The organism is Pseudomonas sp. 10B238 (assembly GCF_000970615.1).
Lineage (GTDB): Bacteria > Pseudomonadota > Gammaproteobacteria > Pseudomonadales > Pseudomonadaceae > Stutzerimonas.
This window is the reverse complement of record NZ_KQ033937.1, coordinates 1-21,327: the sequence shown is the minus strand read 5'-3', so window position 1 is coordinate 21,327 and position 21,327 is coordinate 1. Positions and strand designations below refer to the sequence as shown.

The 21,327-nt window shown below is 58.8% G+C and carries 23 protein-coding genes and 5 pseudogenes; 15 read left to right on the top strand and 13 right to left on the bottom strand.

What is annotated here, in order from left to right; translation table 11 throughout:
- Nucleotides 1-235: 235 nt before the first annotated feature.
- The gene (locus RT21_RS16610) at nucleotides 236-1,183 is read right to left on the bottom strand and encodes a putative 2-dehydropantoate 2-reductase (protein ID WP_046163602.1); all 948 of its coding nucleotides are present in this window, start codon (nucleotides 1,181-1,183) and stop codon (nucleotides 236-238) included.
- 264 nt (nucleotides 1,184-1,447) lie between these two features.
- On the opposite strand from RT21_RS16610, the gene RT21_RS16605 reads away from it, so the two are divergent.
- Nucleotides 1,448-2,524, top strand: coding sequence for a 3-deoxy-7-phosphoheptulonate synthase (locus RT21_RS16605; protein ID WP_046163601.1), 1,077 nt, complete (start codon nucleotides 1,448-1,450; stop codon nucleotides 2,522-2,524).
- Between the two features lie 40 nt (nucleotides 2,525-2,564).
- Here RT21_RS16605 and RT21_RS16600 read toward each other — a convergent pair whose 3' ends face one another.
- Nucleotides 2,565-2,855 carry a GNAT family N-acetyltransferase gene (locus tag RT21_RS16600; RefSeq protein ID WP_045426423.1) on the bottom strand — a complete coding sequence of 97 codons (291 nt, stop codon included), beginning with the start codon at nucleotides 2,853-2,855 and terminating at the stop codon, nucleotides 2,565-2,567.
- Nucleotides 2,856-3,278: 423 nt separating this feature from the next.
- On the opposite strand from RT21_RS16600, the gene RT21_RS16595 reads away from it, so the two are divergent.
- Nucleotides 3,279-3,533, top strand: coding sequence for an Lpp/OprI family alanine-zipper lipoprotein (locus RT21_RS16595; protein WP_029404583.1), 255 nt, complete (start codon nucleotides 3,279-3,281; stop codon nucleotides 3,531-3,533).
- 88 nt (nucleotides 3,534-3,621) lie between these two features.
- Here RT21_RS16595 and RT21_RS16590 read toward each other — a convergent pair whose 3' ends face one another.
- The 3 genes from RT21_RS16590 to RT21_RS16580 form a co-directional block, all read right to left on the bottom strand.
- Nucleotides 3,622-4,584, bottom strand: a complete 963-nt coding sequence (locus RT21_RS16590; RefSeq protein WP_046163600.1) for a L,D-transpeptidase family protein — start codon at nucleotides 4,582-4,584, stop codon at nucleotides 3,622-3,624.
- A gap of 68 nt (nucleotides 4,585-4,652) precedes the next feature.
- The gene (locus RT21_RS16585; protein ID WP_045426416.1) at nucleotides 4,653-4,934 is read right to left on the bottom strand and encodes a hypothetical protein; all 282 of its coding nucleotides are present in this window, start codon (nucleotides 4,932-4,934) and stop codon (nucleotides 4,653-4,655) included.
- A 45-nt stretch (nucleotides 4,935-4,979) separates the two neighbouring features.
- On the bottom strand, nucleotides 4,980-5,585 hold the full coding sequence (locus RT21_RS16580; RefSeq protein WP_046163722.1) for an arylesterase: 606 nt from the start codon (nucleotides 5,583-5,585) through the stop codon (nucleotides 4,980-4,982).
- Nucleotides 5,586-5,595: 10 nt separating this feature from the next.
- Between RT21_RS16580 and RT21_RS16575 the strand changes: the two genes are divergently transcribed.
- The 3 genes and pseudogenes from RT21_RS16575 to RT21_RS16565 all read left to right on the top strand — a co-directional run.
- The gene (locus RT21_RS16575) at nucleotides 5,596-6,282 is read left to right on the top strand and encodes an ABC transporter ATP-binding protein (protein ID WP_045426413.1); all 687 of its coding nucleotides are present in this window, start codon (nucleotides 5,596-5,598) and stop codon (nucleotides 6,280-6,282) included.
- On the top strand, nucleotides 6,279-8,780 hold the full coding sequence (locus RT21_RS16570; protein WP_046163599.1) for an ABC transporter permease: 2,502 nt from the start codon (nucleotides 6,279-6,281) through the stop codon (nucleotides 8,778-8,780). The genes RT21_RS16575 and RT21_RS16570 overlap by 4 nt, the downstream gene beginning before the upstream one ends.
- A gap of 64 nt (nucleotides 8,781-8,844) precedes the next feature.
- A pseudogene (locus RT21_RS16565) lies at nucleotides 8,845-9,012 on the top strand (transcription elongation factor GreB); the annotation flags it as partial.
- A 91-nt stretch (nucleotides 9,013-9,103) separates the two neighbouring features.
- Here the strand turns inward: RT21_RS16565 and greB are convergent.
- Both greB and RT21_RS16555 read right to left on the bottom strand, forming a co-directional pair.
- On the bottom strand, nucleotides 9,104-9,577 hold the full coding sequence (gene greB, locus RT21_RS16560; RefSeq protein ID WP_046163597.1) for a transcription elongation factor GreB: 474 nt from the start codon (nucleotides 9,575-9,577) through the stop codon (nucleotides 9,104-9,106).
- A 78-nt stretch (nucleotides 9,578-9,655) separates the two neighbouring features.
- Nucleotides 9,656-10,126: a type II RES/Xre toxin-antitoxin system antitoxin gene (locus RT21_RS16555; protein ID WP_052724759.1), complete on the bottom strand. Its 471-nt coding sequence runs from the start codon at nucleotides 10,124-10,126 to the stop codon at nucleotides 9,656-9,658.
- A 176-nt stretch (nucleotides 10,127-10,302) separates the two neighbouring features.
- Between RT21_RS16555 and RT21_RS23305 the strand changes: the two are divergent.
- Nucleotides 10,303-10,672 (top strand): annotated as a pseudogene (locus tag RT21_RS23305) (transposase); the annotation flags it as partial.
- A 1-nt stretch (nucleotide 10,673) separates the two neighbouring features.
- Here RT21_RS23305 and RT21_RS16545 read toward each other — a convergent pair.
- Both RT21_RS16545 and RT21_RS16540 read right to left on the bottom strand, forming a co-directional pair.
- Complete coding sequence (locus RT21_RS16545) at nucleotides 10,674-11,273, bottom strand: DUF6088 family protein (RefSeq protein WP_046163720.1); 600 nt, start codon at nucleotides 11,271-11,273, stop codon at nucleotides 10,674-10,676.
- A gap of 188 nt (nucleotides 11,274-11,461) precedes the next feature.
- Nucleotides 11,462-11,728, bottom strand: coding sequence for a helix-turn-helix domain-containing protein (locus RT21_RS16540; protein WP_046163595.1), 267 nt, complete (start codon nucleotides 11,726-11,728; stop codon nucleotides 11,462-11,464).
- 104 nt (nucleotides 11,729-11,832) lie between these two features.
- On the opposite strand from RT21_RS16540, the gene RT21_RS16535 reads away from it, so the two are divergent.
- The gene (locus RT21_RS16535) at nucleotides 11,833-12,279 is read left to right on the top strand and encodes a hypothetical protein (protein WP_045736009.1); all 447 of its coding nucleotides are present in this window, start codon (nucleotides 11,833-11,835) and stop codon (nucleotides 12,277-12,279) included.
- Nucleotides 12,280-12,559: 280 nt separating this feature from the next.
- Here the strand turns inward: RT21_RS16535 and RT21_RS16530 are convergent, their stop codons facing one another.
- Nucleotides 12,560-12,862, bottom strand: a complete 303-nt coding sequence (locus RT21_RS16530) for a hypothetical protein (RefSeq protein ID WP_371263621.1) — start codon at nucleotides 12,860-12,862, stop codon at nucleotides 12,560-12,562.
- Between the two features lie 88 nt (nucleotides 12,863-12,950).
- Nucleotides 12,951-14,036, bottom strand: a pseudogene (locus tag RT21_RS16525) (BREX system Lon protease-like protein BrxL); the annotation flags it as partial.
- Between RT21_RS16525 and RT21_RS16520 the strand changes: the two are divergent.
- The 5 genes and pseudogenes from RT21_RS16520 to RT21_RS16500 all read left to right on the top strand — a co-directional run bounded on the left by RT21_RS16520 (nucleotide 14,023) and on the right by RT21_RS16500 (nucleotide 18,811).
- Nucleotides 14,023-15,509: pseudogene (locus tag RT21_RS16520) on the top strand (IS66 family transposase). The pseudogenes RT21_RS16525 and RT21_RS16520 sit on opposite strands and share 14 nt — an antisense overlap.
- 30 nt (nucleotides 15,510-15,539) lie before the next feature.
- Entirely contained in the window at nucleotides 15,540-16,802 is a 1,263-nt protein-coding gene (locus tag RT21_RS16515; RefSeq protein ID WP_046163594.1) for a TolC family protein, read from the top strand.
- A pseudogene (locus RT21_RS16510) lies at nucleotides 16,799-17,764 on the top strand (efflux RND transporter periplasmic adaptor subunit); the annotation flags it as partial. The gene RT21_RS16515 and the pseudogene RT21_RS16510, both read left to right, overlap by 4 nt.
- Nucleotides 17,765-17,810: 46 nt before the next feature.
- Complete coding sequence (locus RT21_RS16505; RefSeq protein ID WP_234463652.1) at nucleotides 17,811-18,323, top strand: hypothetical protein; 513 nt, start codon at nucleotides 17,811-17,813, stop codon at nucleotides 18,321-18,323.
- On the top strand, nucleotides 18,320-18,811 hold the full coding sequence (locus RT21_RS16500) for a Mov34/MPN/PAD-1 family protein (protein WP_046163593.1): 492 nt from the start codon (nucleotides 18,320-18,322) through the stop codon (nucleotides 18,809-18,811). Before RT21_RS16505 ends, RT21_RS16500 begins: the two co-directional genes overlap by 4 nt.
- Here the strand turns inward: RT21_RS16500 and RT21_RS16495 are convergent.
- Nucleotides 18,808-19,356: a 3'-5' exonuclease gene (locus RT21_RS16495; protein ID WP_046163592.1), complete on the bottom strand. Its 549-nt coding sequence runs from the start codon at nucleotides 19,354-19,356 to the stop codon at nucleotides 18,808-18,810. The two genes, RT21_RS16500 and RT21_RS16495, sit on opposite strands and share 4 nt — an antisense overlap.
- Nucleotides 19,357-19,444: 88 nt before the next feature.
- Between RT21_RS16495 and RT21_RS23050 the strand changes: the two genes are divergently transcribed.
- Both RT21_RS23050 and RT21_RS23635 read left to right on the top strand, forming a co-directional pair.
- Nucleotides 19,445-19,915 carry a hypothetical protein gene (locus RT21_RS23050; protein ID WP_052724758.1) on the top strand — a complete coding sequence of 157 codons (471 nt, stop codon included), beginning with the start codon at nucleotides 19,445-19,447 and terminating at the stop codon, nucleotides 19,913-19,915.
- A 137-nt stretch (nucleotides 19,916-20,052) separates the two neighbouring features.
- Nucleotides 20,053-20,340, top strand: a complete 288-nt coding sequence (locus RT21_RS23635) for a hypothetical protein (RefSeq protein ID WP_156155727.1) — start codon at nucleotides 20,053-20,055, stop codon at nucleotides 20,338-20,340.
- Between the two features lie 28 nt (nucleotides 20,341-20,368).
- Here RT21_RS23635 and RT21_RS16485 read toward each other — a convergent pair whose 3' ends face one another.
- Nucleotides 20,369-20,995 carry a site-specific integrase gene (locus RT21_RS16485; RefSeq protein ID WP_046163591.1) on the bottom strand — a complete coding sequence of 209 codons (627 nt, stop codon included), beginning with the start codon at nucleotides 20,993-20,995 and terminating at the stop codon, nucleotides 20,369-20,371.
- On the opposite strand from RT21_RS16485, the gene tcmP reads away from it, so the two are divergent.
- Nucleotides 20,982-21,327: three-Cys-motif partner protein TcmP (tcmP, locus tag RT21_RS16480; protein WP_046163716.1), on the top strand; the 346-nt coding region annotated here is incomplete at its 3' end. The genes RT21_RS16485 and tcmP overlap by 14 nt on opposite strands.

Genomic DNA, 21,327 nt, shown 5'->3' with positions numbered 1-21,327 from the left:
TTCCGTATGAGCCGCCTGCAGATATCGAGCCATAGACTGCTTCCGCCCTTAGCCAAGGCAGAGCGACAAGCCCAACCCTCGCTCTTTATAGGTCCGCCAACCCAATCGCATTGCCGGGCCAGTCACATAACCCGTATCTGGCGGTCCTATTGAGCTTAGCAGCCGAGAAGCGAACCACTACGGCACCGAGAACCGCCCAGCGGACATGACCCGCCGGGCGGGTTGGCCAAAATCGTCAGAGCGCGCGTGCTGACAGGAAGCGCAGAGCCTGGTAAAGCGCCTCGGTCTTCGGCATTGCAAATCCCGCGCCTGCCGCAGCAGCCAGCGGAGCGGCGTAGATCGCATCAAGCTCCATCGGGCGACCGTGTACATGATCGTGATACATGCTCGGCAGATAGTTGGGCATGTGATCAGTGGCCATCAACATTCGGTCCACCAGCGCATCGGGCAGCGGTTCGCCACAGGCGGCGGCAGCTCCACAGGCTTCCAGCATGATCGATCTAACCAGGGCTCGGCTGTTAGGATCTTTCATCAAGGGTTCCGTACCGGCGTCGAGCAATACGGAAAGACCGTTATACGGCAGATTCCAGACCAGCTTCTGCCAACGCGCCTGCGCGAGGTTCGTAGCCGCATTAGAGTCGACACCCGCCGCACGAAACATTGAAACACCCTCTTCAACCAAGCTCTGCTGCTCAGCGGCATTGGCCGGGCCGGAGTGATAGCCAAGATTCACTCCACCAAGCGCCTGGTGCTCCACAACGCCTAACGCTGATCGATGGGCGCAGATGAAACAGAGACCACCCAGCAAATGGATGTTCTCTGGCAGCACCTGGCGCAGGGTCTCCTCGACCCCCAGGCCGTTCTGCAACACCACAACTTTGGCATTTTCCGCTGCAGCCTCGGCGATCAGGGGAGCCAAGTCCGAATTGCTGGTGCTTTTCGCGCCAATCAGCAGCCAGTCGCACTTGGGCATTTGCGCAGCAGTGCGGTAGGCCTGTACCGAGTCCAGGTGCATCGAGCCATGCACCGCACTGTTTATCTGCAGGCCATTCTGCAGAACCGTCTCGTATTCGCTGCGCAGAAGAAAATGCACATCGTAGCCAGCCCGGGCGAGCATCACGCCGTAGAAGCCGCCGATAGCGCCAGCACCGATGATTCCGATTCGAGATTTGGGAGCAGTCATGCGGGAACTCCAACTACAGATCAGTGGGACGCCATGATTGGCGCACGTTAAACGGTCACCTTATCAGTGTCCCCAGGCAGCGCCCAGCAGCTATGGATAGCTGCCTGGCACGCCAGCCACCGGCGATATGGCAGTCCGACTTCAAGATGATTGTCGAGGCAGCGCAATACGCGATAAGGTTCCGCTTCCCCGCTGCGCCCTCAAGCTCTGCTCCGCCGCACCGGGATTGGCTGGCGGACGGCATCTGTGATTGACGAGAACACGATGGCTGATTTACCGATCGATGACCTTAACGTTTCTTCCAACGAGACACTCATTACGCCTGAACAGTTGAAGCGTGATATACCGCTGACCGCTGCAGCGCTGGCGACCGTCTCCGAAGGGCGCCAGGTAATACGCGACATTCTCGACGGCAAGGATCATCGCCTGTTCGTCGTGATAGGCCCCTGCTCGATTCATGACCTGAAAGCCGCGCATGAATATGCCGAGCGTCTAAAAGTGCTTGCCGACAAGGTCTCGGATACCCTGTTCCTGGTTATGCGTGTCTACTTCGAGAAGCCACGCACCACGGTCGGCTGGAAGGGCCTGATTAACGATCCGTACATGGATGACTCGTTCAAGATTCAGGATGGCCTGCATATTGGCCGTCAGCTGCTGCTCGATCTCGCAGAAATGGGCTTGCCGACCGCTACCGAAGCCTTGGACCCGATCTCGCCGCAATACCTGCAGGATCTGATCAGCTGGTCGGCCATCGGTGCGCGGACCACCGAATCCCAGACTCACCGGGAAATGGCATCAGGGCTGTCGTCTTCGGTGGGTTTCAAAAATGGCACCGATGGCAGCTTGACCGTAGCGATCAATGCGCTCCAATCCGTATCCAGCCCACACCGTTTCCTGGGTATCAACCAGTCCGGCGGGGTCTCCATCGTCACGACCAAGGGCAACGCCTATGGTCATGTGGTGCTGCGTGGCGGGAATGGCAAGCCGAACTATGATTCGGTCAGCGTCGCAGTCTGCGAACAGGAACTGAGCAAAGCCGGCATCAAGCCCAACATCATGGTGGACTGCAGCCATGCCAATTCAAACAAAGACCCAGCTTTGCAGCCACTGGTGATGGACAACGTGGCCAATCAGATCCTGGAGGGCAACAATTCGATCGTTGGGTTGATGGTGGAAAGTCACCTGGGCTGGGGCAACCAGCCCATTCCCAAGGACCTCGGCGATCTGAAATACGGTGTCTCGATCACCGATGCCTGTATTGACTGGGAAGCAACTGAAAAAGCCGTTATTGGCATGCACACGAAGCTGAAGGACGTACTGCCCAACCGCGCCCGCAGCTGACGCTGTCAGAATCGAAAAAACGCCGGCTTGCCGGCGTTTTTTATTCCCGGTCGAGACCGTCCGAGGAAGCACCCTGCCGTTCGATGTACCACTCCACATACGAACAGGATGGAATAACCGTATAGCCCTCCCTCGCGGCGTAATCCAGCGCATGCTGGGTCAATACGGCCGCAATACCTCGACCACGCAGCGCATCGGGTACGAAGGTCCGGTAGATATCCAGAGTTTGTTTGCCTAGATCAACATAGGCCAGATACGCGCGGTGACCATCCACGGTGGTCTCGAACTGATGGCTCGTTCGATCATGATGGATGTTTAGCTGTTCGGTCATCTCGCCTCCTCTGCAGGCTTGACCTGCCCTGTTTGTTTGGAAACTACGTGCAGCGTCCACACGTATTCTCCGTTCTTATTGTTAGCTGGACGACGCATGCTACCGCCAGGTAAGACTTGGCTTCAATTGCTTAAATCAGTAGCCGCCGCGCAATAAGCCGAACGAGCCGTAATCAAATGACCGACGCAGATGAAAACTGCAACTTTTCGGTACTCACACCGGTCCATGTATCGAGTGCAGCGGCTGACTCTGGCTGTTTTTCAGCCAGTTTGACCAGCAGTTGCCGTTAAATGAATGAGCATGCAGAAAAAATGTGGTAGCGGCTGCTTGGCTCAGTTTACTTAGCGCAACTAATAGGTAGTATGTGCGCGCCAACTTTCCATAACGGGAGTTGCCATGGATTTCATCCTTAAGGGGAACACGATGAACAACGTTCTGAAATTTTCTGCTCTGGCTTTCGCCGCAGTTCTGGCCACTGGTTGCAGCAACAGCATGACCAAAGAAAGCGAAGCCCGCCTGACCGCGACCGAAGACGCCTCTGCCCGCGCTCAAGCGCGTGCCGACGAAGCGTACAGCCGTGCCGACGAGGCACTGCAGGCTGCTCAGAAGGCCCAGCAGACTGCTGACGAAGCCAATGAGCGTGCACTGCGTATGCTGGAACGCGCCAGCCGCAAGTAAGCTTCAGGCAAAGAAAAAGCCGACCTGCCATCAGGTCGGCTTTTTTATGCGCGCCAGATTCTCCTGACGCGATCTACAGGCGCGGATTCTAGAAGACGTGCTCTTCATGAGTGGCCAACGCTTGGCCCCGCTCGGCGATCTGGATCGGCAGGCCATCCTCGCCAGCGATGATCTCACGAACCATTTCCCAATCCAGCTGGAGGGAACCTGCAGCCTCATCACGCTTGAGCAATGTATTGATGACCACCGCATGCTTGTCCATGAGTGTCATCGGTTTCTCTTCGTCTTGAAGTGGCGTGTGTGCTTCCAGATAGATCTTGCCCTGGCTCACACCAAATTTGTATGGCTCATCGATGATCCGCACCGGGGTGCCGACCTTGACCAAGCCCGCCAGCTCCAGGACGTTGTGGTTGAGCATACGGAAACAGCCATGACTGACGCGCATGCCGATACCGAATTTCTTGTTTGAACCGTGGATGAGATACCCGGGCAACGCGAGGCTCATCTTGTAAGGACCAAGCGGATTATCAGGTCCTGGCGGCACGACCTTTGGCAAAGGATCGCCATCGGCAGCGTGTTCATCGCGGATAGATTGCGGCGGGTACCAGGCAGGATTGCTTGTCATGGCTGAAATCCGTGTATTGCCCACCGGGGAGCCCCACCCCTCACGCCCGATGCCGAGCGGAAAAGTGTGCACCACGTTTTCGCCTTCCGGGTAGTAATACAGACGGTACTCCGCAAGGTTGATCACGACGCCTTCTCGCGGTCCGGGCGGCAGAATGTACCGAGTCGGTAGGATAATGTCGGTTCCTTCACCCGGTAACCAGGGATCCACGCCTGGGTTTGCCGCAACCAGTTCCAGATAGCCCAGATCATGCGTCTCGCCGAGTGCAGCGAACGTGTCCTCGTAGTTGGCCTTGATCACCTGAATCTGCCCAACCACGTCCTCACCCTCTGGAGGTAGCGGTAGTTCGAGAGCGACAGACTGGCCGGCCGAAAGCAAGGCTGCGAGTGACACACTGGAGGCGACTGCAAACGCACGCGAAAGCATTCAGGGGTTTCCTTGGGAAAGTGTTCGTGTTGGCGGCGATTGTACTCGAACCGCTGACGGCCGCCGAGCTACCAGGCGCTGACAGCAGACGGAAGGCCTTTACGCTGTGCGCTAAGTGCTTCACGGCAAGCGGGACAGAGGCGGCGATCTTTCAGAATCGAGCGCTCGATGTCTTGCCAGAGCGGGCGCGCTGGAAGAAAACCGCCACAGAGCGTGCGATCAACCTGACCATTCAACTCAAGTTGCCGTAATGCCAAGTGCAGACGATTTTCGCGGCAGGCAAACAGATCGAACTGCTCGTCTGGAACGATGAGGCGATAGGCAAAAAGGGTCCAGGCTGGGCGCGGCATCTGAGGCTCCGATTCGAGGGGCGCGACAGTAGCCGCGCGCACGTTTCAAAGCAAGGGTTCGAGCACCGGCCAGACGTTGTCCAGCAACTGCTGCTGCGCACTCGCAGTGGGATGGATGCGATCGGCTTGCATCATGCCCTCTACACCCCCGACACCTTCGAGAAAAAACGGGACGTATGGAAGGTTCTGCTCGTCTGCAAGCGAGTCGAACGCGTCGGCAAATGCACTTGTGTAACGTTGCCCCAAGTTGGGAGGCAAGCGCATACCGAGCAACACGACCTTGGCATCGGCCTCGCGTGATAGGCCGACCATGGCTGCCAGGTTTTGATTCAGTTGTTTCGGCGGCTGACCACGGAGCCCGTCGTTGCCACCTAATTCGATAATGACTACTTCCGGATCATATTCCTCCAGCAGCGCAGGCAACCTCGCCAGCCCTCCAGCGCTGGTGTCACCGCTGATCGAAGCGTTCACCACGCGATGATCGAGATTCTCTGTATCAAGGCGTTGCTGAAGCAGCTGTACCCAGCCCTGGCTGGTTTCCAGCCCGAAAGCGGCGCTGATACTATCCCCGACCACCAACACCGTTCCCGCCAAGGCGCCCTGAGCCCAGCACAGCAAAACCAGGACCCCACCTTTCAGCCAATTTCGCATCGGAATCTCCATGAGCGCCAGCATTCTTTACGCCCGGAACCTTAGCAAAGCGGTACCCAGCGCGGAAGGCGAGCTGGCGATACTAGACGATGTGTCATTGAGTCTCGACAAGGGCGACAGCCTTGCGATAGTCGGCACTTCCGGTTCTGGTAAATCAACACTGCTCGGCTTGTTGGCTGGCCTGGACCTGCCCAGCTCTGGCGAGGTCCACCTGGCCGGCCACCTGCTTGGCGCTCTCGACGAAGACCAGCGGGCACGCGTGCGAGCGGAACACGTCGGCTTCGTCTTTCAATCGTTTCAGCTGCTCGACAGTCTCAACGCCCTGGAAAACGTCATGCTGCCGCTGGAACTGCATGGCCGCCGTGACGCACAGGCGAAAGCTACCGAACTGCTCGACAGGGTTGGCCTAGGCGCGCGTTTGCACCATTACCCGAGGCAACTGTCAGGTGGCGAACAACAGCGTGTCGCCGTGGCCCGCGCATTCGCAGCGGAACCGGCGGTGCTGTTCGCTGATGAGCCGACCGGCAATCTGGACAGTCATACGGGCGCAACCATCACCGAGCTGTTATTCGAGCTCAACCGAGAACGCGGCACGACACTGGTGCTGGTGACTCATGACGAACGCTTGGCACAGCGTTGTCAGCATCTGCTCCGCCTGGAAGGCGGTCGCCAACTCCTCGACGAGTTGAGCCGATGAAAAATGTACCCGCCAGCCGCTTGGCAACGCTAGCGCTGCGTCAGCTGTTGCGCGATGCGCGCGCCGGTGAGTTACGCGTATTGTTCTTTGCGCTGTTGATCGCGGTCGCAGCCAGCACGGCTATTGGTTATTTCGGCGCGCGCCTGAACGACGCCATGCTGCTGCGTGCAACCGAGTTTCTGGGCGCTGATCTCGTGCTGCGTGGCAGCGCGCCCGCCGAACCCGAACAGGTCGAGGCAGGCGAGCAACTACAACTCCAGCACGCTCGGGTGGTTGAGTTCTCCAGTGTCGTCGCAACGGATGACAACCTGCAGCTGACCAGCGTCAAGGCCGCTGACGATAGCTATCCGTTACGCGGAGAGCTTCGCAGTGCAGCTGCGCCCTACCAGCCAGAACAACCAGGACCAGGCCCGCAGCCAGGCGAAGCCTGGGCCGAAGCGCGCCTGTTCGCCGCCCTGAACCTGCAGATCGGCGATCAAATAGAGGTGGGTAACAAGCCGCTGCGGCTGACCCGCGTGCTGACTTACGAACCTGATCGTGTCGGCGACTTCTACAGCTTGACGCCACGCGTGCTGATGCATCTCGACGATCTCGAGGCCACCGGCGTAGTGCAGCCAGGTAGCCGCGTGAGCTATCGCGAACTTTGGCGCGGCTCGCCCGAACAGCTGGGAGCGTATGAAGAGCGCATCAAAGCCGACCTCCAACCGCACCAACGCATCGAGACAGCCAAAGACGGCAACCGCCAAATCGGGGGTGCGCTGGGGCGCGCCGAGCGCTACCTGAACCTCGCCAGCCTGGCCGCCGTGCTGCTTGCGGGTGTCGCGGTGGCCTTATCGGCGGCGCGTTTCGCGGCGCGCCGCTTCGATGCCAGCGCGCTGTTGCGCTGCCTCGGTCTGTCACGCCGCGAAGCACTAATGCTCTATTCCCTGCAACTCGCGTATCTCGGCCTGTTTGCCAGCACGGTTGGCGCACTGCTGGGCTGGGCAGCGCAACATGGATTGTTCTTCCTCCTGCGCGAACTTGTGGTCAGCGAAGTGCCACCGGCCACCCTCTGGCCGGCGCTGGCGGGAATTGCGACCGGCCTGGTTGCGCTGGCCGGTTTCGCACTACCGCCCCTGGCCGCGCTCGGTCGTGTGCCACCGCTGCGGGTACTGCGCCGCGACATGTTGCCGATCCCGCCAAGCTCCTGGCTGGTGTATGGCGCCGCGGTGGTCGCTCTTGGCTTGATCATGTGGCGGCTCAGTCTGGACCTGAAGATTACCCTCGCGCTGCTGGGGGGTGGTCTGCTCGCCACCGCGATCCTTGGCGGACTGCTTTTGCTGGCACTGAAAGGGCTGCGTCGAGCGCTTTCCGGGGCGTCGCTGACATGGCGTTTAGGGCTCGGGCAACTGCTCCGACACCCGCTGGCGGCGGCTGGTCAGTCGCTGGCTTTCGGCCTGATCCTGCTCGCCATGGCTCTAATAGGGCTGCTGCGCGGCGAACTGCTCGACACCTGGCAGAACCAATTGCCGGATGACGCCCCCAACCATTTTGTTCTGAATGTCCTGCCCGCCGACCGGGACGCATTCGCCGCACGCATCGAGGCACTCTCCGATCACGTCGCGCCTTTGTATCCAGTGGTACCGGGTCGCCTGGTTGCCATCAACGGCGAGCCGGTGCGCCAGCTGGTCAGCAAGGAAAGCCAGGGCGAACGCGCGATTCGCCGGGACCTGAGCCTGACCTGGGCCCAGGAAATACCTGCCGACAATCGCCTAACCGCCGGCCAATGGTGGCCTTCAGCGAGAGGCGAACTGCCTGGCGTGTCAGTGGAAGCCGAGCTGGCCGAGAGTCTTCAGGTGCAGCTGGGTGACCGGCTCAGCTTCACAGTTGGTGGGCTCACCCGCGACGTCAGCGTGACCAGCCTGCGGGAAGTCAACTGGGACAGCTTCCAGCCCAACTTCTACATGATCTTCGAGCCACAGACCTTGGAGGATATACCCGCCACCTACATGACCAGCTTTCATCTGCCCGAAGGAAAGGATCGCGAGCTGGTACAGCTAGCCAGGGATTTTCCGTCCGCAACGATTTTGCAGGTGGAAGCCTTGCTCAGCCAGTTGCGCAGCATCCTGTCGCAGGTTTCGCTAGCGGTCGAATATGTGCTGATGTTCGTGTTGGCGGCAGGCCTAGCGGTATTGTTCGCCGGTCTACAAGCGACGCTGGACGAACGGATTCGTCAAGGTGCACTGCTCCGAGCACTCGGAGCGGAGCGGACGCTATTGATCAGAGCCAGACGTACCGAGTTTGGGGTATTGGGTGCCGCCAGTGGTGTACTTGCCGCATTGGGTTGTGAACTGGTCAGCGCCCTGCTCTATCACTTCGTCTTCGATCTTCGCTGGCAGCCGCATCCATGGCTGCTACTGCTACCGCTGATCGGCGCGCTGCTGGTCGGTGCGGCTGGGGTGCTGGGGACGCGGCGAGCCCTTAATGCCAGCCCACTGAACGTCCTGCGTGAAAATTGACCGGAGCAGGCTGCGCGTTTGACAACCTGTAGAATGCCCAGCCCGTGCCTGAACTGGAAACTCCATGAGCCGTTATCGTCCACCTCGCCCTGCCGGAACCCCTCTGATCACCCCCGAAGGCGAGGCACGGCTACGAGCCGAACTGCACGAACTGTGGCACGTGAAGCGTCCACAGGTCACCCAGTCGGTCAGCGAGGCGGCGGCGCAAGGCGACCGTTCGGAAAACGCCGAATCAGGTTTATCGCCCCAAGCGCCATACTAAGTCTAAAAAATCCCTTGTAATTCATACAGATAAAAATAGTACGCATACTAGATAAGCCATACTATTTCTCGTATTCGATGACATTGACCCACCAACACGCCTCGCCTTGAGGAGTATGCACGATCGCCTCGTCGCCAACCTCCTTCTTGAGAAGGGCCCTCGCCATCGGTGAGTCGATTGAGATGTAGTCCTTACGACCATAGATCTCGTCGTACCCTACGATTCTGAACCGCTTTAGATCCCCAGCTTCGTTCTCAATTTCAACCCAAGCACCGAAGAAGACTCGCCCCTCCTGCGAAGGTGCGTACTCCACAACCCGCATGTCTTCCAAGCGCTTGCGCAGGTAGCGAACACGGCGATCAATCTCGCGCAGCAGCTTCTTGTTGTACTGGTAGTCAGCGTTTTCACTGCGATCACCAAGAGACGCAGCCCAGGTGACCTTCTGTGTTATCTCTGGTCGGTAAACCCTCCACAGATGATCCAGCTCCTCTTTCAAAGCTTCATACCCTTGCTTTGTGATGAGATTTGTACTCAAAAATTTTCTCGCTGTGTGTGGAGTGTCAATTGGAAACGTTGGTCTGGCTCTGGAAGACAATCTGAGGCTTCGGCCGGATCACTGGTAAACACCGAATTCGATGCGGGTCAACAGATCCTCCAGCATTCGCTCCCCAAACGAGTTGCTCAGCAGATCAAGCGGCGTCCTGCCTTCGAATCCAAACAGCGGCTTAACCAGCCAGCGTTCTGCAGCTTCTCTGCTACCCAGCACTTCCTCAGCCTTCGATAGGATCTCTGCAAAGCGCATAACCTTGCTGCTCTGGCCAGAAGTTAGGGCCATGCGCTGTGCCTTAGCCCGGTGCCGCAGTGTGCGTTCGGTCATGCCGATGACCTTGGCAAGAACAGCTTTGTCTTTCAGCAGCTCCACCGCATCCACCAAGCGCAGGACGTCTTCCGGCGCAAGGCCGACCTCAATCAGGCGATAGACTGCAAGCGGATCGTCAGGGTCGACTCGCTCATTGAGGAGTACCTGCATGGGATTCGCGGCTACGTTGCTGCTGCGCGAGCTAGCGGCGGAAGACTGATCCATACTCAATCTCTGCAAAAGATGAAGAGCTCTGACCTTAAGCCTGACTCCAGTGGCAAGCAACGCTATGAGCAGGTTCGACGACGCCCGGGCTTAGTCAGAAGAATGTCGGGCCGAACCATGGGCATGTCTCTTCCCCCTTTGCTGCAAGTGGATCCTGCTGCGCTGGCTAAGCCCTCAATCGCGGCGTACAGGACGTCTTCGTCGCCTGCGTGGATGGCCTGAAGGGCTTCCCCGAGGCCATCGAGGATGGTGTTCTCGCACACCAGCGTGCAGCTGTGCATCGTGCACATGATCAGGCACAGCCTGAACTACGTGTCCTGGAAGCGCCGGGCCGAGGCAGCGGCCGACCTGAAGCGGATTTATCAGTCCAGCACGGCAGACGAGGCCGAACTGTGCCTCGGTGAGTTCGAAGCCAAATGGGACGACGACCACATGCCGATTGGCCAATTCTGGCGACGCAACTGGGCGCGGATCGCACCGTTCTTCGATTTCCCGCCGGAGATCCGCAAGGTGATCTACACCACCAACGCCATCGAGTCGGTGAACACTACTCACTTTCCTTGGCGGCATGGCTCAATGCCGATCGCATCCATTCTGGCATCTTACAGGCCCGGAGCTTAATCAGCTCTTCGCTGCTCAGCGCGTTGACTATCTTGGAAACCACCTTCGCGGACACTCCCTCCTTCCCGATGTAATGGAGAGCTGTAAGCGCCACCCCTACCTTCGTGCCTGCGTGCTGCAAGCGATCCTTGGAGACGTGCTGGAGACGAACCACCGCATTACCAACCTTGATCTCGCGAGTAGATCCGCTGGTGTAAAAGGTCGGCAACACCTGCATCTGTGTGCTGAGGCCCAACCTCCGAACAGCCTCCGCGCCGTGTATCTGGATCGTCTCGCCGTTCGCCTTCGTGACGACCTCCATTACAGCCAGCGGACTCGGGCGCACCACCCTGCCGGTGTACTTGCTCATTTTAGGGCGCATGTAGACACCGCGAGCCAATCGCTCCAGCGTGCCTGATTGCACCAGCCTAGAGAGCGCCTTATTGATCGACGCACGGGAACCGACATACGCGAACACCGCACCGGCAAAGGGCCTCCCCTTTGGCATGTGCTTGACTCGATTTAAAATAGCTTGTGCGACGGACATATGAGCCCCAAAAGTCAGAATCCACATATTTTCTGACGCCCACGAAATCTATCAGCCCTGCCAAAAACGGGACCTTCAGGCCAGTCACAGGACACAGAGGGACAGCAAGGTCAACGCTCACTGTACTGCCACGGAGCCGGCCCCTCACACAGTCCCGCTGAGTAATCAGTCAGGTTCGACTAGAGCTCTCAACTCCTCACCAACCTTATCCAGGAGCTGCTCAAACTCTCAGGAGCTTCGGATCCAAGCAGGTAGGTCAGGGCCAAGAGGGTGACTGGATGGGTGTCGAGCACTGTGCAGAGGCTATCGAGCTTTTCAAGAGTTGGGCTCGTCGCCCCGCGCTCCAGCATGCTGACGAAGGTACGACTGCTAACGAGCGAGAAATCTTCCTGGGCGAGCCCCCTACGCTGCCGCACGAACCTCAACGCTTTCCCGAACGAATCCCGGACTTCCATTTTGCAGCTCCGCAAAATGGAAAGATGAAGCGCGATTGAACAATATATGACTACAAAATATATTGTTCATCAATCAAGCACAATTCTCATTAGGAAGTTGCCGCGTGTTCAAAACCAGCCGAAATGCGGAGCTGCTCCCCGGACTCTCAACAGCGCCAGATGGTGTCCAGTTCTGGTCATATGTCGAGCTAGAGGTGACCTCGCCCTGGTTCTACTTGCAGATTGTTGAGGATGATGGCAAGGAAGCTTTTCGAAGCATGCTAATGGTTCCTTCGGTCCCGTTGCTTGAGCAGATCATAGCCGCGCAGACTGACCACGCATGGCTGGAGCAGGCGTATCTTGTGAATCCCGGGCACATGAACAAGGCTGATCGCTGGATGATGGAGCCATTGCTAGAGGTTAGCTCCATTCGAGACGCACAAGGCAACGAGCTTGGGCATCAGTACAGAGTGGAGAGCGGTCGTACGTACTCAACCTCAGCGAGTCAGCCTCTCGATACTCGGATGAGTACCCACGTGATCTTCTCTGCTGCATTGCATCTGCGAGGCTAATCGCCCCCAGGCTGCAGCCTGGCCGGCTTGTCAGAATTTGCAATGTGAGATTTGGCACACTGCTTTCTCTCACCTGCTCTCCATCGGCAAGGCCCTGCGGCTGCCCCAGGTGGTGCGACGACCTCTCTGTTTCGAAAAAGAGGCCGATGGTAGTGAAATAATCCTGCGAGGCTGCCACCTGCCCGGGAGAGTGGTCGGATGCTCATGGTATGGGTGGCCAGATGACTGTGGATCCGCAGTCACGTTCACCGGACGTCCGCAGCTAGGCGACTCAACGGGCTCAGCCATCTTTCCAGAATTCGCTCCGCTGCACCAGGCCGAATTCACCGTCAGAAGTACCGGGATTCTCATCGAACATGGTGTTGACCATGCGTTCGCGACGCAGACCGCTCAGCGTTCGGAAAAAGCAGGGCTCACAGAGATGGACTTCGTAACGCTCGCCATCATGCTTGGAGCCATATCCCCAGTGTGCCTGAAGGGTTCCAAACTGGAGGCCATAGCCTTCAACGCGAGTACTCTGACAACAGGCATCACAGGTAATGTCTGCGACCGTTTCAGCCGGCAAAACAACAACATGCTTCACAATCAGCACCTCCAGCGGCGACACCGCCCTTGCCCGGCGACTTCTTCGATGTGCCTGCAGACCGCCCCGGCATCCTGAGTCCTCAGGCTCAATCCACACCTAAAGCCTTTATAACCGCATCAACGGGATCCGCGTAGAAACTCGTTTGAAACTTGGTAAACAGCTCCGGGGGAATGGTTGGCAGATCCACCGCGCTGCTCATAGGCAACGCGACCCGCTTGCCGCCTGCATCGAAAGCCACCTGCAGACACTCCGCAATACTTTCCACTGGAGTGATGTTGCCACCCAGACTCATATCGCCAAGTACAACCATCTGCCCCTGGGCGGGGCGCCCCAGCAAGCCGGAGGCAAAAGCTACCAAGCTAGCAAGAGCCATGTGGGTCAGCGGACCAGTGTTTTGCAACTCCACCACATGTAGGTGGAAATCATGCTCTAGAACCCTGGCCGAGGCACTGATGCGCGAAGCATTTGCCTTGAAGTAATCAAAGGCAATCTTCACCTGCTCCTTGGCAATGCTGGAATTCCAGAGACCAGAGGTGGCGAGCTTCCCAGAGCCTTTGGTGACCTGTAGCTCAAGGCGGTACAGCCCTGGCATACCTTTTCCGCTCAAGCCGATGGTATGAATGAAACCAGGCTTGCTCTGGCCTTCAGGGATCAGCGTCCCGCCCCCCTGCTCTTTCACCGTTACGAAATGCTCCTCCAGCGTTTCATTGTCGATGTAGCTGAAGTGAACATCGTAGAACTCCATGCCACCGATTTTCTTCAGCTGCTCCTTGACCCGACGACGTACCTGCAAGGCGTACTCCAGGCACTGCCGCACGTCTTCCTTGGTGAACTGGTCATGGGGATACAGCAGCTTGAGTAGCCCGGAAACGGTCTTGCGCACCGCGATCACGTCGCGCTGGTTGAGATTGTTGCCAAGTTTGAAGAACTTATCGATGGCATCGGCGAAGCTGCGCTTACGCATTTCGCGGAAAAACTCTGCCAGGTAGTCGACGATCAGGCCGTACCTATTGGTGAAGTACTCCGGGCGCATCTTGGGGATCTCCCAGCCCGGAATGTAGGCATGGAAGCGGTCGAAGAAGGCCGAGTCGATCATCTGCTCCGGGAAGGGAGCCAGCAGGTGGCTGGTCTTCACCAGGGACTCGACGCTCTGGTTGATGTTGCCAACGAAAGTCGACACGCTGGGTAAGACGGTTGAAACGATGGGCAAGAAGATCGACCGCGATCAAACCGTCATCGAGCAGCTCACCCATGAAATCGCCTGGTTCAAGCGACACAAGTTCGCCAAGCGTAGCGAGCAACTAAGCCCTGACCAGGGCAGCCTGCTGGATGATTTTCTCGACACGGACATTGCCGCTATCGAGGCGGAACTGAAAACCCTCAATCCTCCGGTGGCTCCGGCTGAACCCCGCCAACAGCCCAAGCGCACCGCGCTGCCAGCCCAGTTTCCGCGTACTGTGATCCGTCACGAGCCGCAGAACACTCAATGCGCCTGCGGCTGCCAGCTGCAACGCATCGGCGAAGACATCAGCGAAAAGCTGGATTACACGCCGGGCGTGTTCACCGTCGAACAGCACGTGCGTGGCAAATGGGCCTGCCGTCAGTGCGAAACACTGATCCAGGCGCCGGTACCAGCCCAGGTGATCGACAAGGGCATCCCCACTGCCGGCCTGCTGGCTCACGTGATGGTGGCCAAATTTGCCGACCACCTGCCGCTGTATAGGCAAGAGAAGATCTTTGGCCGTGCGGGTCTGGCCATCGCCCGCTCGACGCTGGCGCAGTGGGTCGGACACACCGGCGTACAGCTCCAACCATTGGTCGACGCCCTGCGCGAGGCGGTACTGGCGCAAGGCGTGATCCACGCCGACGAAACCCCCGTGCAAATGCTGGCCCCTGACGAGAAGAAAACCCACCGGGCTTACGTCTGGGCATACTGCACCACACCCTTCGCCGACCTGAAGGCCGTGGTGTATGACTTCAGCCCCAGCCGTGCAGGTGAGCATGCGCGCAATTTTCTGGGTCAGTGGAGTGGCAAGCTGGTCTGCGACGACTTCGCCGGCTACAAGGCCAGCTTCGAGCAGGGCATCACCGAAATTGGCTGCATGGCCCACGCCCGCCGCAAATTTTTCGATCTGCACGCAGCGAACAAAAGCCAGTTAGCCGAACAGGCGCTGCACTCCATTGCCGGGCTGTATGAAATCGAGCGGCAAGCACGGCACATGAGCAATGAAGAGCGCTGGCGAATACGGCAGGAAAAGTCTTCACCAATCCTCGATGCGCTGCATAACTGGATGCTGGCCCAGCGTGATCGGGTGCCCAACGGATCAGCCACGGCGAAAGCCTTGGATTACAGCCTCAAACGCTGGTTAGCGCTGACGCGCTATCTGGACGACGGCGCCGTGCCCATCGACAACAATCAGGTCGAGAACCAGATTCGACCATGGGCCCTTGGACGCTCGAACTGGCTGTTTGCCGGGTCGCTGCGCAGCGGCAAACGGGCGGCGGCGATCATGAGCCTGATCCAGTCGGCGCGGATGAATGGGCATGATCCGTACGCCTACCTGAAGGATGTGCTGATGCGGCTGCCGACACAGCGGGCCAGCGAGATTGGCCAACACTGCCGCATCAATGGGCACCCGCCTGAATTACGCAAGGTGAGTTCGGCAGACGCTTACTGCCCGCTTTCCTTTTCACACGCCGTGGCTATCTCGGCGTGTTGGCTGCCTCATTCTGGGCAGCTCCCTGGCTTGCCGCGCAGGCGCAGCCCCTAACCTTCGAACGAGCCCAAGCTCTGGCCGAGCAGAGTGCCCCTGAGAACCTCGCGCGCCAGGCGCAGGTGGCATCGGCACAGCAGGCTGTAGGGCCCGCAGACGCCCTGCCCGATCCCAAGCTTATTCTAGGCATCGACAACCTGCTGATCGAAGGCCCTGACCGTTACACCCTGAATCGTGACTCCATGACCATGCGCCGCATTGGACTCATGCAGGAGGTACCAAACGGCGACAAGCGTCTGGCCCGTCGCCAACTGGCCGAAGCCTCCATGACGCGGGCCGAAGCCGAGCAACGTGCCATGCAGTTGGGAATCAAGCGCCTGACGGCAGTGAGCTGGCTGGACGTGTACTACGCCGAACGCAGTGTTGGCCTCTTCGATCAACTGGATCGTCAGCTCGAGATGCTCCGCTCGACCGTGCAATCGCTGATTGCCGGCGGTAGTGCTCAGCCTGGCGAGCTGTTGCAGGCCGACCAGGAAGCTTTGGCATTGCAGGATCGGCGAGACGAGCTGAATCGCGATGTAGCAGTGGCTCGTGCCAAGCTGCGCCGCTGGATAGGCAACGAGGCCGATCAGCCTTTGCAAGGAGGTGTTCCCAATCTGAGCCTGGAGGCACCGCACCTGCCGCAACGCATTGCCTCACACCCTGAGTTGCGCGCTGCCTCGGCCCGAGTCGGCGAGGCTAGCGCCGAGCTGAACGAGGCCATCGCCGAAAAGACTCCCGACTGGGGTGTCGAGTTTGCCTACAACAATCGCGACAACCAGTTCGGCGATATGGTGATGGTGCAATTCACCTTCGACCTGCCGTTGTTCGTAGGCACACGTCAGGGGCCCAAGATCAATGCCAGGCAGCACAGCGTGTCGCAGATGGAAGCCGAGCAGGAGGCGTTACTGCGCGCCCATCAGGCTGAGCTTGAAGGCGGTATTGCCGAGCTTGAGCAACTGCGCAGGACCTTGTCACGCACCGAAAAAACCTTGATCCCGCTTGCAAGCAAACGGGCCGATCTCGAACTAGCCGCCTACCAAGCCGGTAACAGCCAGCTCACATCCGTTATTACCGCACAGCGCGACCTGATCGAGGCGCAGCTGCGGCAGATTGAACAGCAGCGCAAGTTGAGCCAGCTCTCCGCAAGCCTGTATTACGCCTATGTGGAGGGACTGAGATGAAGATATCGGCATTTGGTTTTGCGGTCGCCTTGCTGGCCGTGGGCATTGGCGCGGCAGGCGGCTACTGGCTGGCCCAGCGGCAGGCCAAACATGAGGTTCTGCCCAGTTCTGCACCGACGGACGAGCGCAAGGTGCTCTATTGGTACGACCCGATGCAGCCCGAGCAGCGCTTCGATAAACCGGGCAAGTCACCTTTCATGGATATGGAGCTTGTCCCTAAATAGGCGGGATCCGAGCAGGATCCGTCTGTCCTGAGCGTCCCCGCTCAAGCCGTACAAAGCCTCGGAATGCGAACTTCTCCGGTGATCCGCGGTGTACTGCCCTCGGGTATCGAGGCGGTCGGTTCCCTGGCCTATAACCAGCGAGAGGTGGCGAACCTCCAGGCTCGCGCTGGCGGATTCGTCGAGCGGGTTTACGGGCGTGCCCCGGGCGATGTGCTGCCTGCCGGTACCCCCCTGGTCGACCTGCTGATTCCCGAGTGGTTCGCCGCGCAGTTGGAGTTCCTGGCGGTACTGCGTACCGCTGACATTCGCTTGATAAGTGCGACCCAAGAGCGCCTGCGCCTGCTCGGCATGCCTCAAGCGTTGATCGAGCAGGTTCGCCGCAGCGGCAAACCGCGGGCGGTGCAAACCCTCACCACACCTATCGCCGGCGAGCTCCAAGCCTTGCAGGTACGCGCCGGGATGACCGTGGAGGCGGGTCAGGACCTGGCCAGGATCAACGGGCTGTCCACGGTCTGGCTCGATGCGGCGATACCCGAAGCAATGGCTGGAATGGTTCAGGTTGGGGCTGACATCCGCGCCACCCTGACCGCCTTCCCCGGGCAACCGCTGCAGGGCCGCGTCATCGCTTTGTTGCCGAGTGCCGACCCGCAAACGCGCACGCTCACGGTACGCAGCGAGCTACCCAACCCTGCCGGTAAGTTGCGCCCCGGCATGTTCGCCGCCGTACGCCTGAACAGTACCTACCACGGAGGTCGCTGCGTTCGCTGACTTCGCTGAAGTGGTGATGTACCAGAATCCCGAGGTATTTGATAAAGCGGATCTGGTCGTAGTCACCACTGCGGATTGGCAGTCAGAGGTGGCTCTGTGGAGCTCCAAGTCGAATGGCACATCCTGGGGGCTACTCCAGGCCTGGAGCGAACCTCATACGCAGGTGGGGCATGTGCTCCTTGCACCATCGGGTGCATTTGATGCTCGAGGCCTATTCACAGAAAACGGTGAATTTAGGCACAAGTTCACCGAGTGGCCGGAAGGTGGCGTTGTCGCCCTTCCCGCCTGCGGAGAGAGTTTCATCCCAGGTGGTTCTCTGGGAATGGTGAACATTGCTTCAATGGTCTCTCAGGCCGCATTACGAGCATTGAGCGGCGACACCGGAGCCCCGATCTGGGTCAGCAGCATCAATGGCCCCCACGACGTGGCGACGCTGGGAGGACAGTATCTTGGTCCTGAACTACCTGCTGGCATGCAGCAGGCTCAGTTGGAGCGTGATTGGCCGGAGCAGTTGGAGACAGCTCGATGACGGCAATCGCCTGGCAATGGAGCTGGCCCGGGGTGGACACGCATCTGTTGGTATCGCAGGACGTTGCGAATCTGTTGGAGCGCTATCGGCAGAGGCGCTTCGATGTGGAGCGTGGGGGACAGCTATTTGTCGACCCCGCAAGCGCTGCCGGACTGGTACTTGCCTTGGCGACTCCCCCCCATCGAGATGATCGGGCTGGAAGAGCTTGGCTGGAGTTGAATGCCCATCGCTGCCGAGATGAAATTGAACGAGCCAATGCTGCCGGGCTCCGACTGGTGGGGTACTGGCATACTCACCCGCAAAGCATTCCTATGATCTCCCCCACTGATGTCGGGAGTTTTTCCAGGTTTGCAGCGCGCTACACGCAAGATCTGCCGCATCCGCTGGCAATTATCGTGGGCAACTCCAGCAGCCCTGAAGGCATAAAGGCTTGGTCCTTCAGGGAGGGGCGTTATGTTGAAGCTGCATGGGGTAGCTGGCCAAGTTAGCGGTTACACCCTTCTGCCAGCATTAGCGCAAAGAGCTCCGCTTGAAATCGTGCATCGTCCAACGCGTTATGGTTGGGTGCGCTTTGGGGGTTGAGCCGAGCTGTCATTTGCGAGGATTTAGTTTCCTTCCAGCGGCATCCGGTAACCCCCATGTAATACGCCTTCATGTCGAGTGCGGTGAACCCAAAGGGGTTCGCCCCAGAATACTTATGGAAGTAGTAGTTGATGAACGACCAGTCGAACGGGGCATTCAGCCCCACAAAAACGACTTTCTGATCTGCCGAACATAGCTGGTTCAACCATTGTTCTAGCTTGAGCATCGCCGTCTGTGGGGCTAGCCCTTCGTTTTCGAGCTTGGTGAGGTCAAGGCCAGTTACGGCGACAGCCTCCGGATCGTGCTGTAGGCCGTCTGGCTGGAGCTCGAGATAGATTGACTGAGCGGGCTCTGAGACGACGCAAGCGCCGATGGAAAGCAGGCTATAGATGCCCGGTACCGGCCCGGAAGTTTCTACGTCGACGGAAACATAAAGCTCATCGCTCACCATTTCACCCCTTTATTTAGTCCGACCCATTCGGACAGTATGCGGTGAGCTGCATAAGCCGAACACCCACCCCCATGGAGACGTCAGCGTCATGGACAACGCTCGTGATCGTATTACCCAGGAAATTGTTGAGGCCGAAGACCTTAAACTGCTGGCGGCAGTGGATACCTATGGCTACCAATGCCCTGGCTGCCAAACTCAGGCCTTCCCGCGCTCCTACCGCCCGGAGAACTTGGTTCGGGCTCACTTTCAACTGCGTGACCCTCACGTCTCAGGTTGTGAGGTGGAGGGCGAAACCAAAGTTATAGCGCAGGGCAAGCGCGGCAGTGTTCAGCAGGAGTTGGAGACCTCGCCAGGTTTATCGCCCGCCCGGCTGCAGCTAATTGACGACCGTACAATCGTCGATCCTGCGCTTCCTCACACCGAGTCTCAGACACAGAGCGTCAGGCGGTCGGATGGAGCCACTGGCCTGGTGCGCCGAGAGGGACGACGCGCAGCAAACAGTATTCGTCCTATCTGCCGTGCTTTTTTGCGCTTCCCTTCGATAGGCATCTTTCTTTAGCTATCCCGGGTATTGCCCCAGCGACCTATCAAACCGCCTTCAAGAAACTTCGGTCGAAAGGGTTGGAGCCATGTCCTAATGCGCGCGTTTTCTATGGAGAGCTGGCCTGGACGCCAGCCGCTGAATCGCCCGAACACTTGACCATTTCACTCAACGCGGGCGAATGGGAAGAGAAAAAACTAACGCCTTACCAGGCGGTCGTCCTTTGGAGAGAGTGGTCAGCAGCTGCCCGCGGGCGACTGAAAAATGAGCTGGAAATAGCCCGCCAAGAGAACATGAAAGCCAAAAAAGATAAGCAGGCATCCCGCAGTTATCTCTTCTTTGTGGGTGCCCAGGATGCCAAGAACCCTGCATTTTTCCATGTGCTGGAACATTCACTCATTTGCACCGCACATGACGAGCTGGTGTTCCCAGTGCGCGGCTAGGTGCGGATCGGGGCCGCCGAAGGCGGTCTTATGGCAGTCCCTCGGGCCAGTTTGAGATATGTTGTAGCGCACTCAGCTGCCCAGGGAACACTCCTGTGCTCTCGACATAGCGCAATGCGGATTGACCATCGCTCCAGCCAACGTACTGCATCAGTGCTTTGAGATCCCAGCCGCTGCGGGTAGCCCAGGTGGCAAAACCGCGGCGCAGCGAGTGGCTACTGTACAGCTCCGCAGGCAGCCCTGCCGCCTGCAGGACGGCGCGCATGAGTGGGACAACGCTATTTGGGTGCAAATCCTGCTCACTTAAGTGCCCCCAGCGATCAACTCCACGGAAGACCGGACCACGCGCAATGCTCGCCAGGCTAATCCAGTCGACGTAGGCCTGTACCGGGCACAGCCTGGCCAACGCCGGTGCGCTAAAGGTCTGGCCTTGGTTGTCCCGGTCACCTTTGCTCCAGGGTAGGAACAGTTGCATGCCCTCCCCGGGCCTTACCTGGATGTGCTCGACCTGCAGGCGGCACAACTCATCACTGCGGAACGCCCGCCAGAAGCCAATCAGGACCAGTGCACGGAAGTGCTCGAGCGCTTGCTGGTAGCTGCGCCGCGTGTTGGCGCGAGTGCCGGCCTGCAGGTACCGCTCGATGTCCTGGCTCATCTGGGCCTATGGCGACGTGCCGTTCCCCAAGATCAAATGGATTTTCCAGCACCTCAGCAATGCCGAGGTGCTGCTGACCTTCAACGTCGATTTTCTGGTCACGTACCTGGCTGACCGCCAAGCGAATCGGAAGGCCATCGCCAATATCGGCCTGGATCACCATGTGCCATGGAGCATGCTGAAAGAGCTGAAGGCCCATCAGCCGCGCAATTGGCAGTACCTGATCCAACGCCATCTGTCTGAAGGGATCAAACAGGAAAGCGGTGCCCAGTACATGACCGTGTTCTTCATCCGCCCTGCTGGCAGCAACCCGATGGCCTATTGGTTTATCC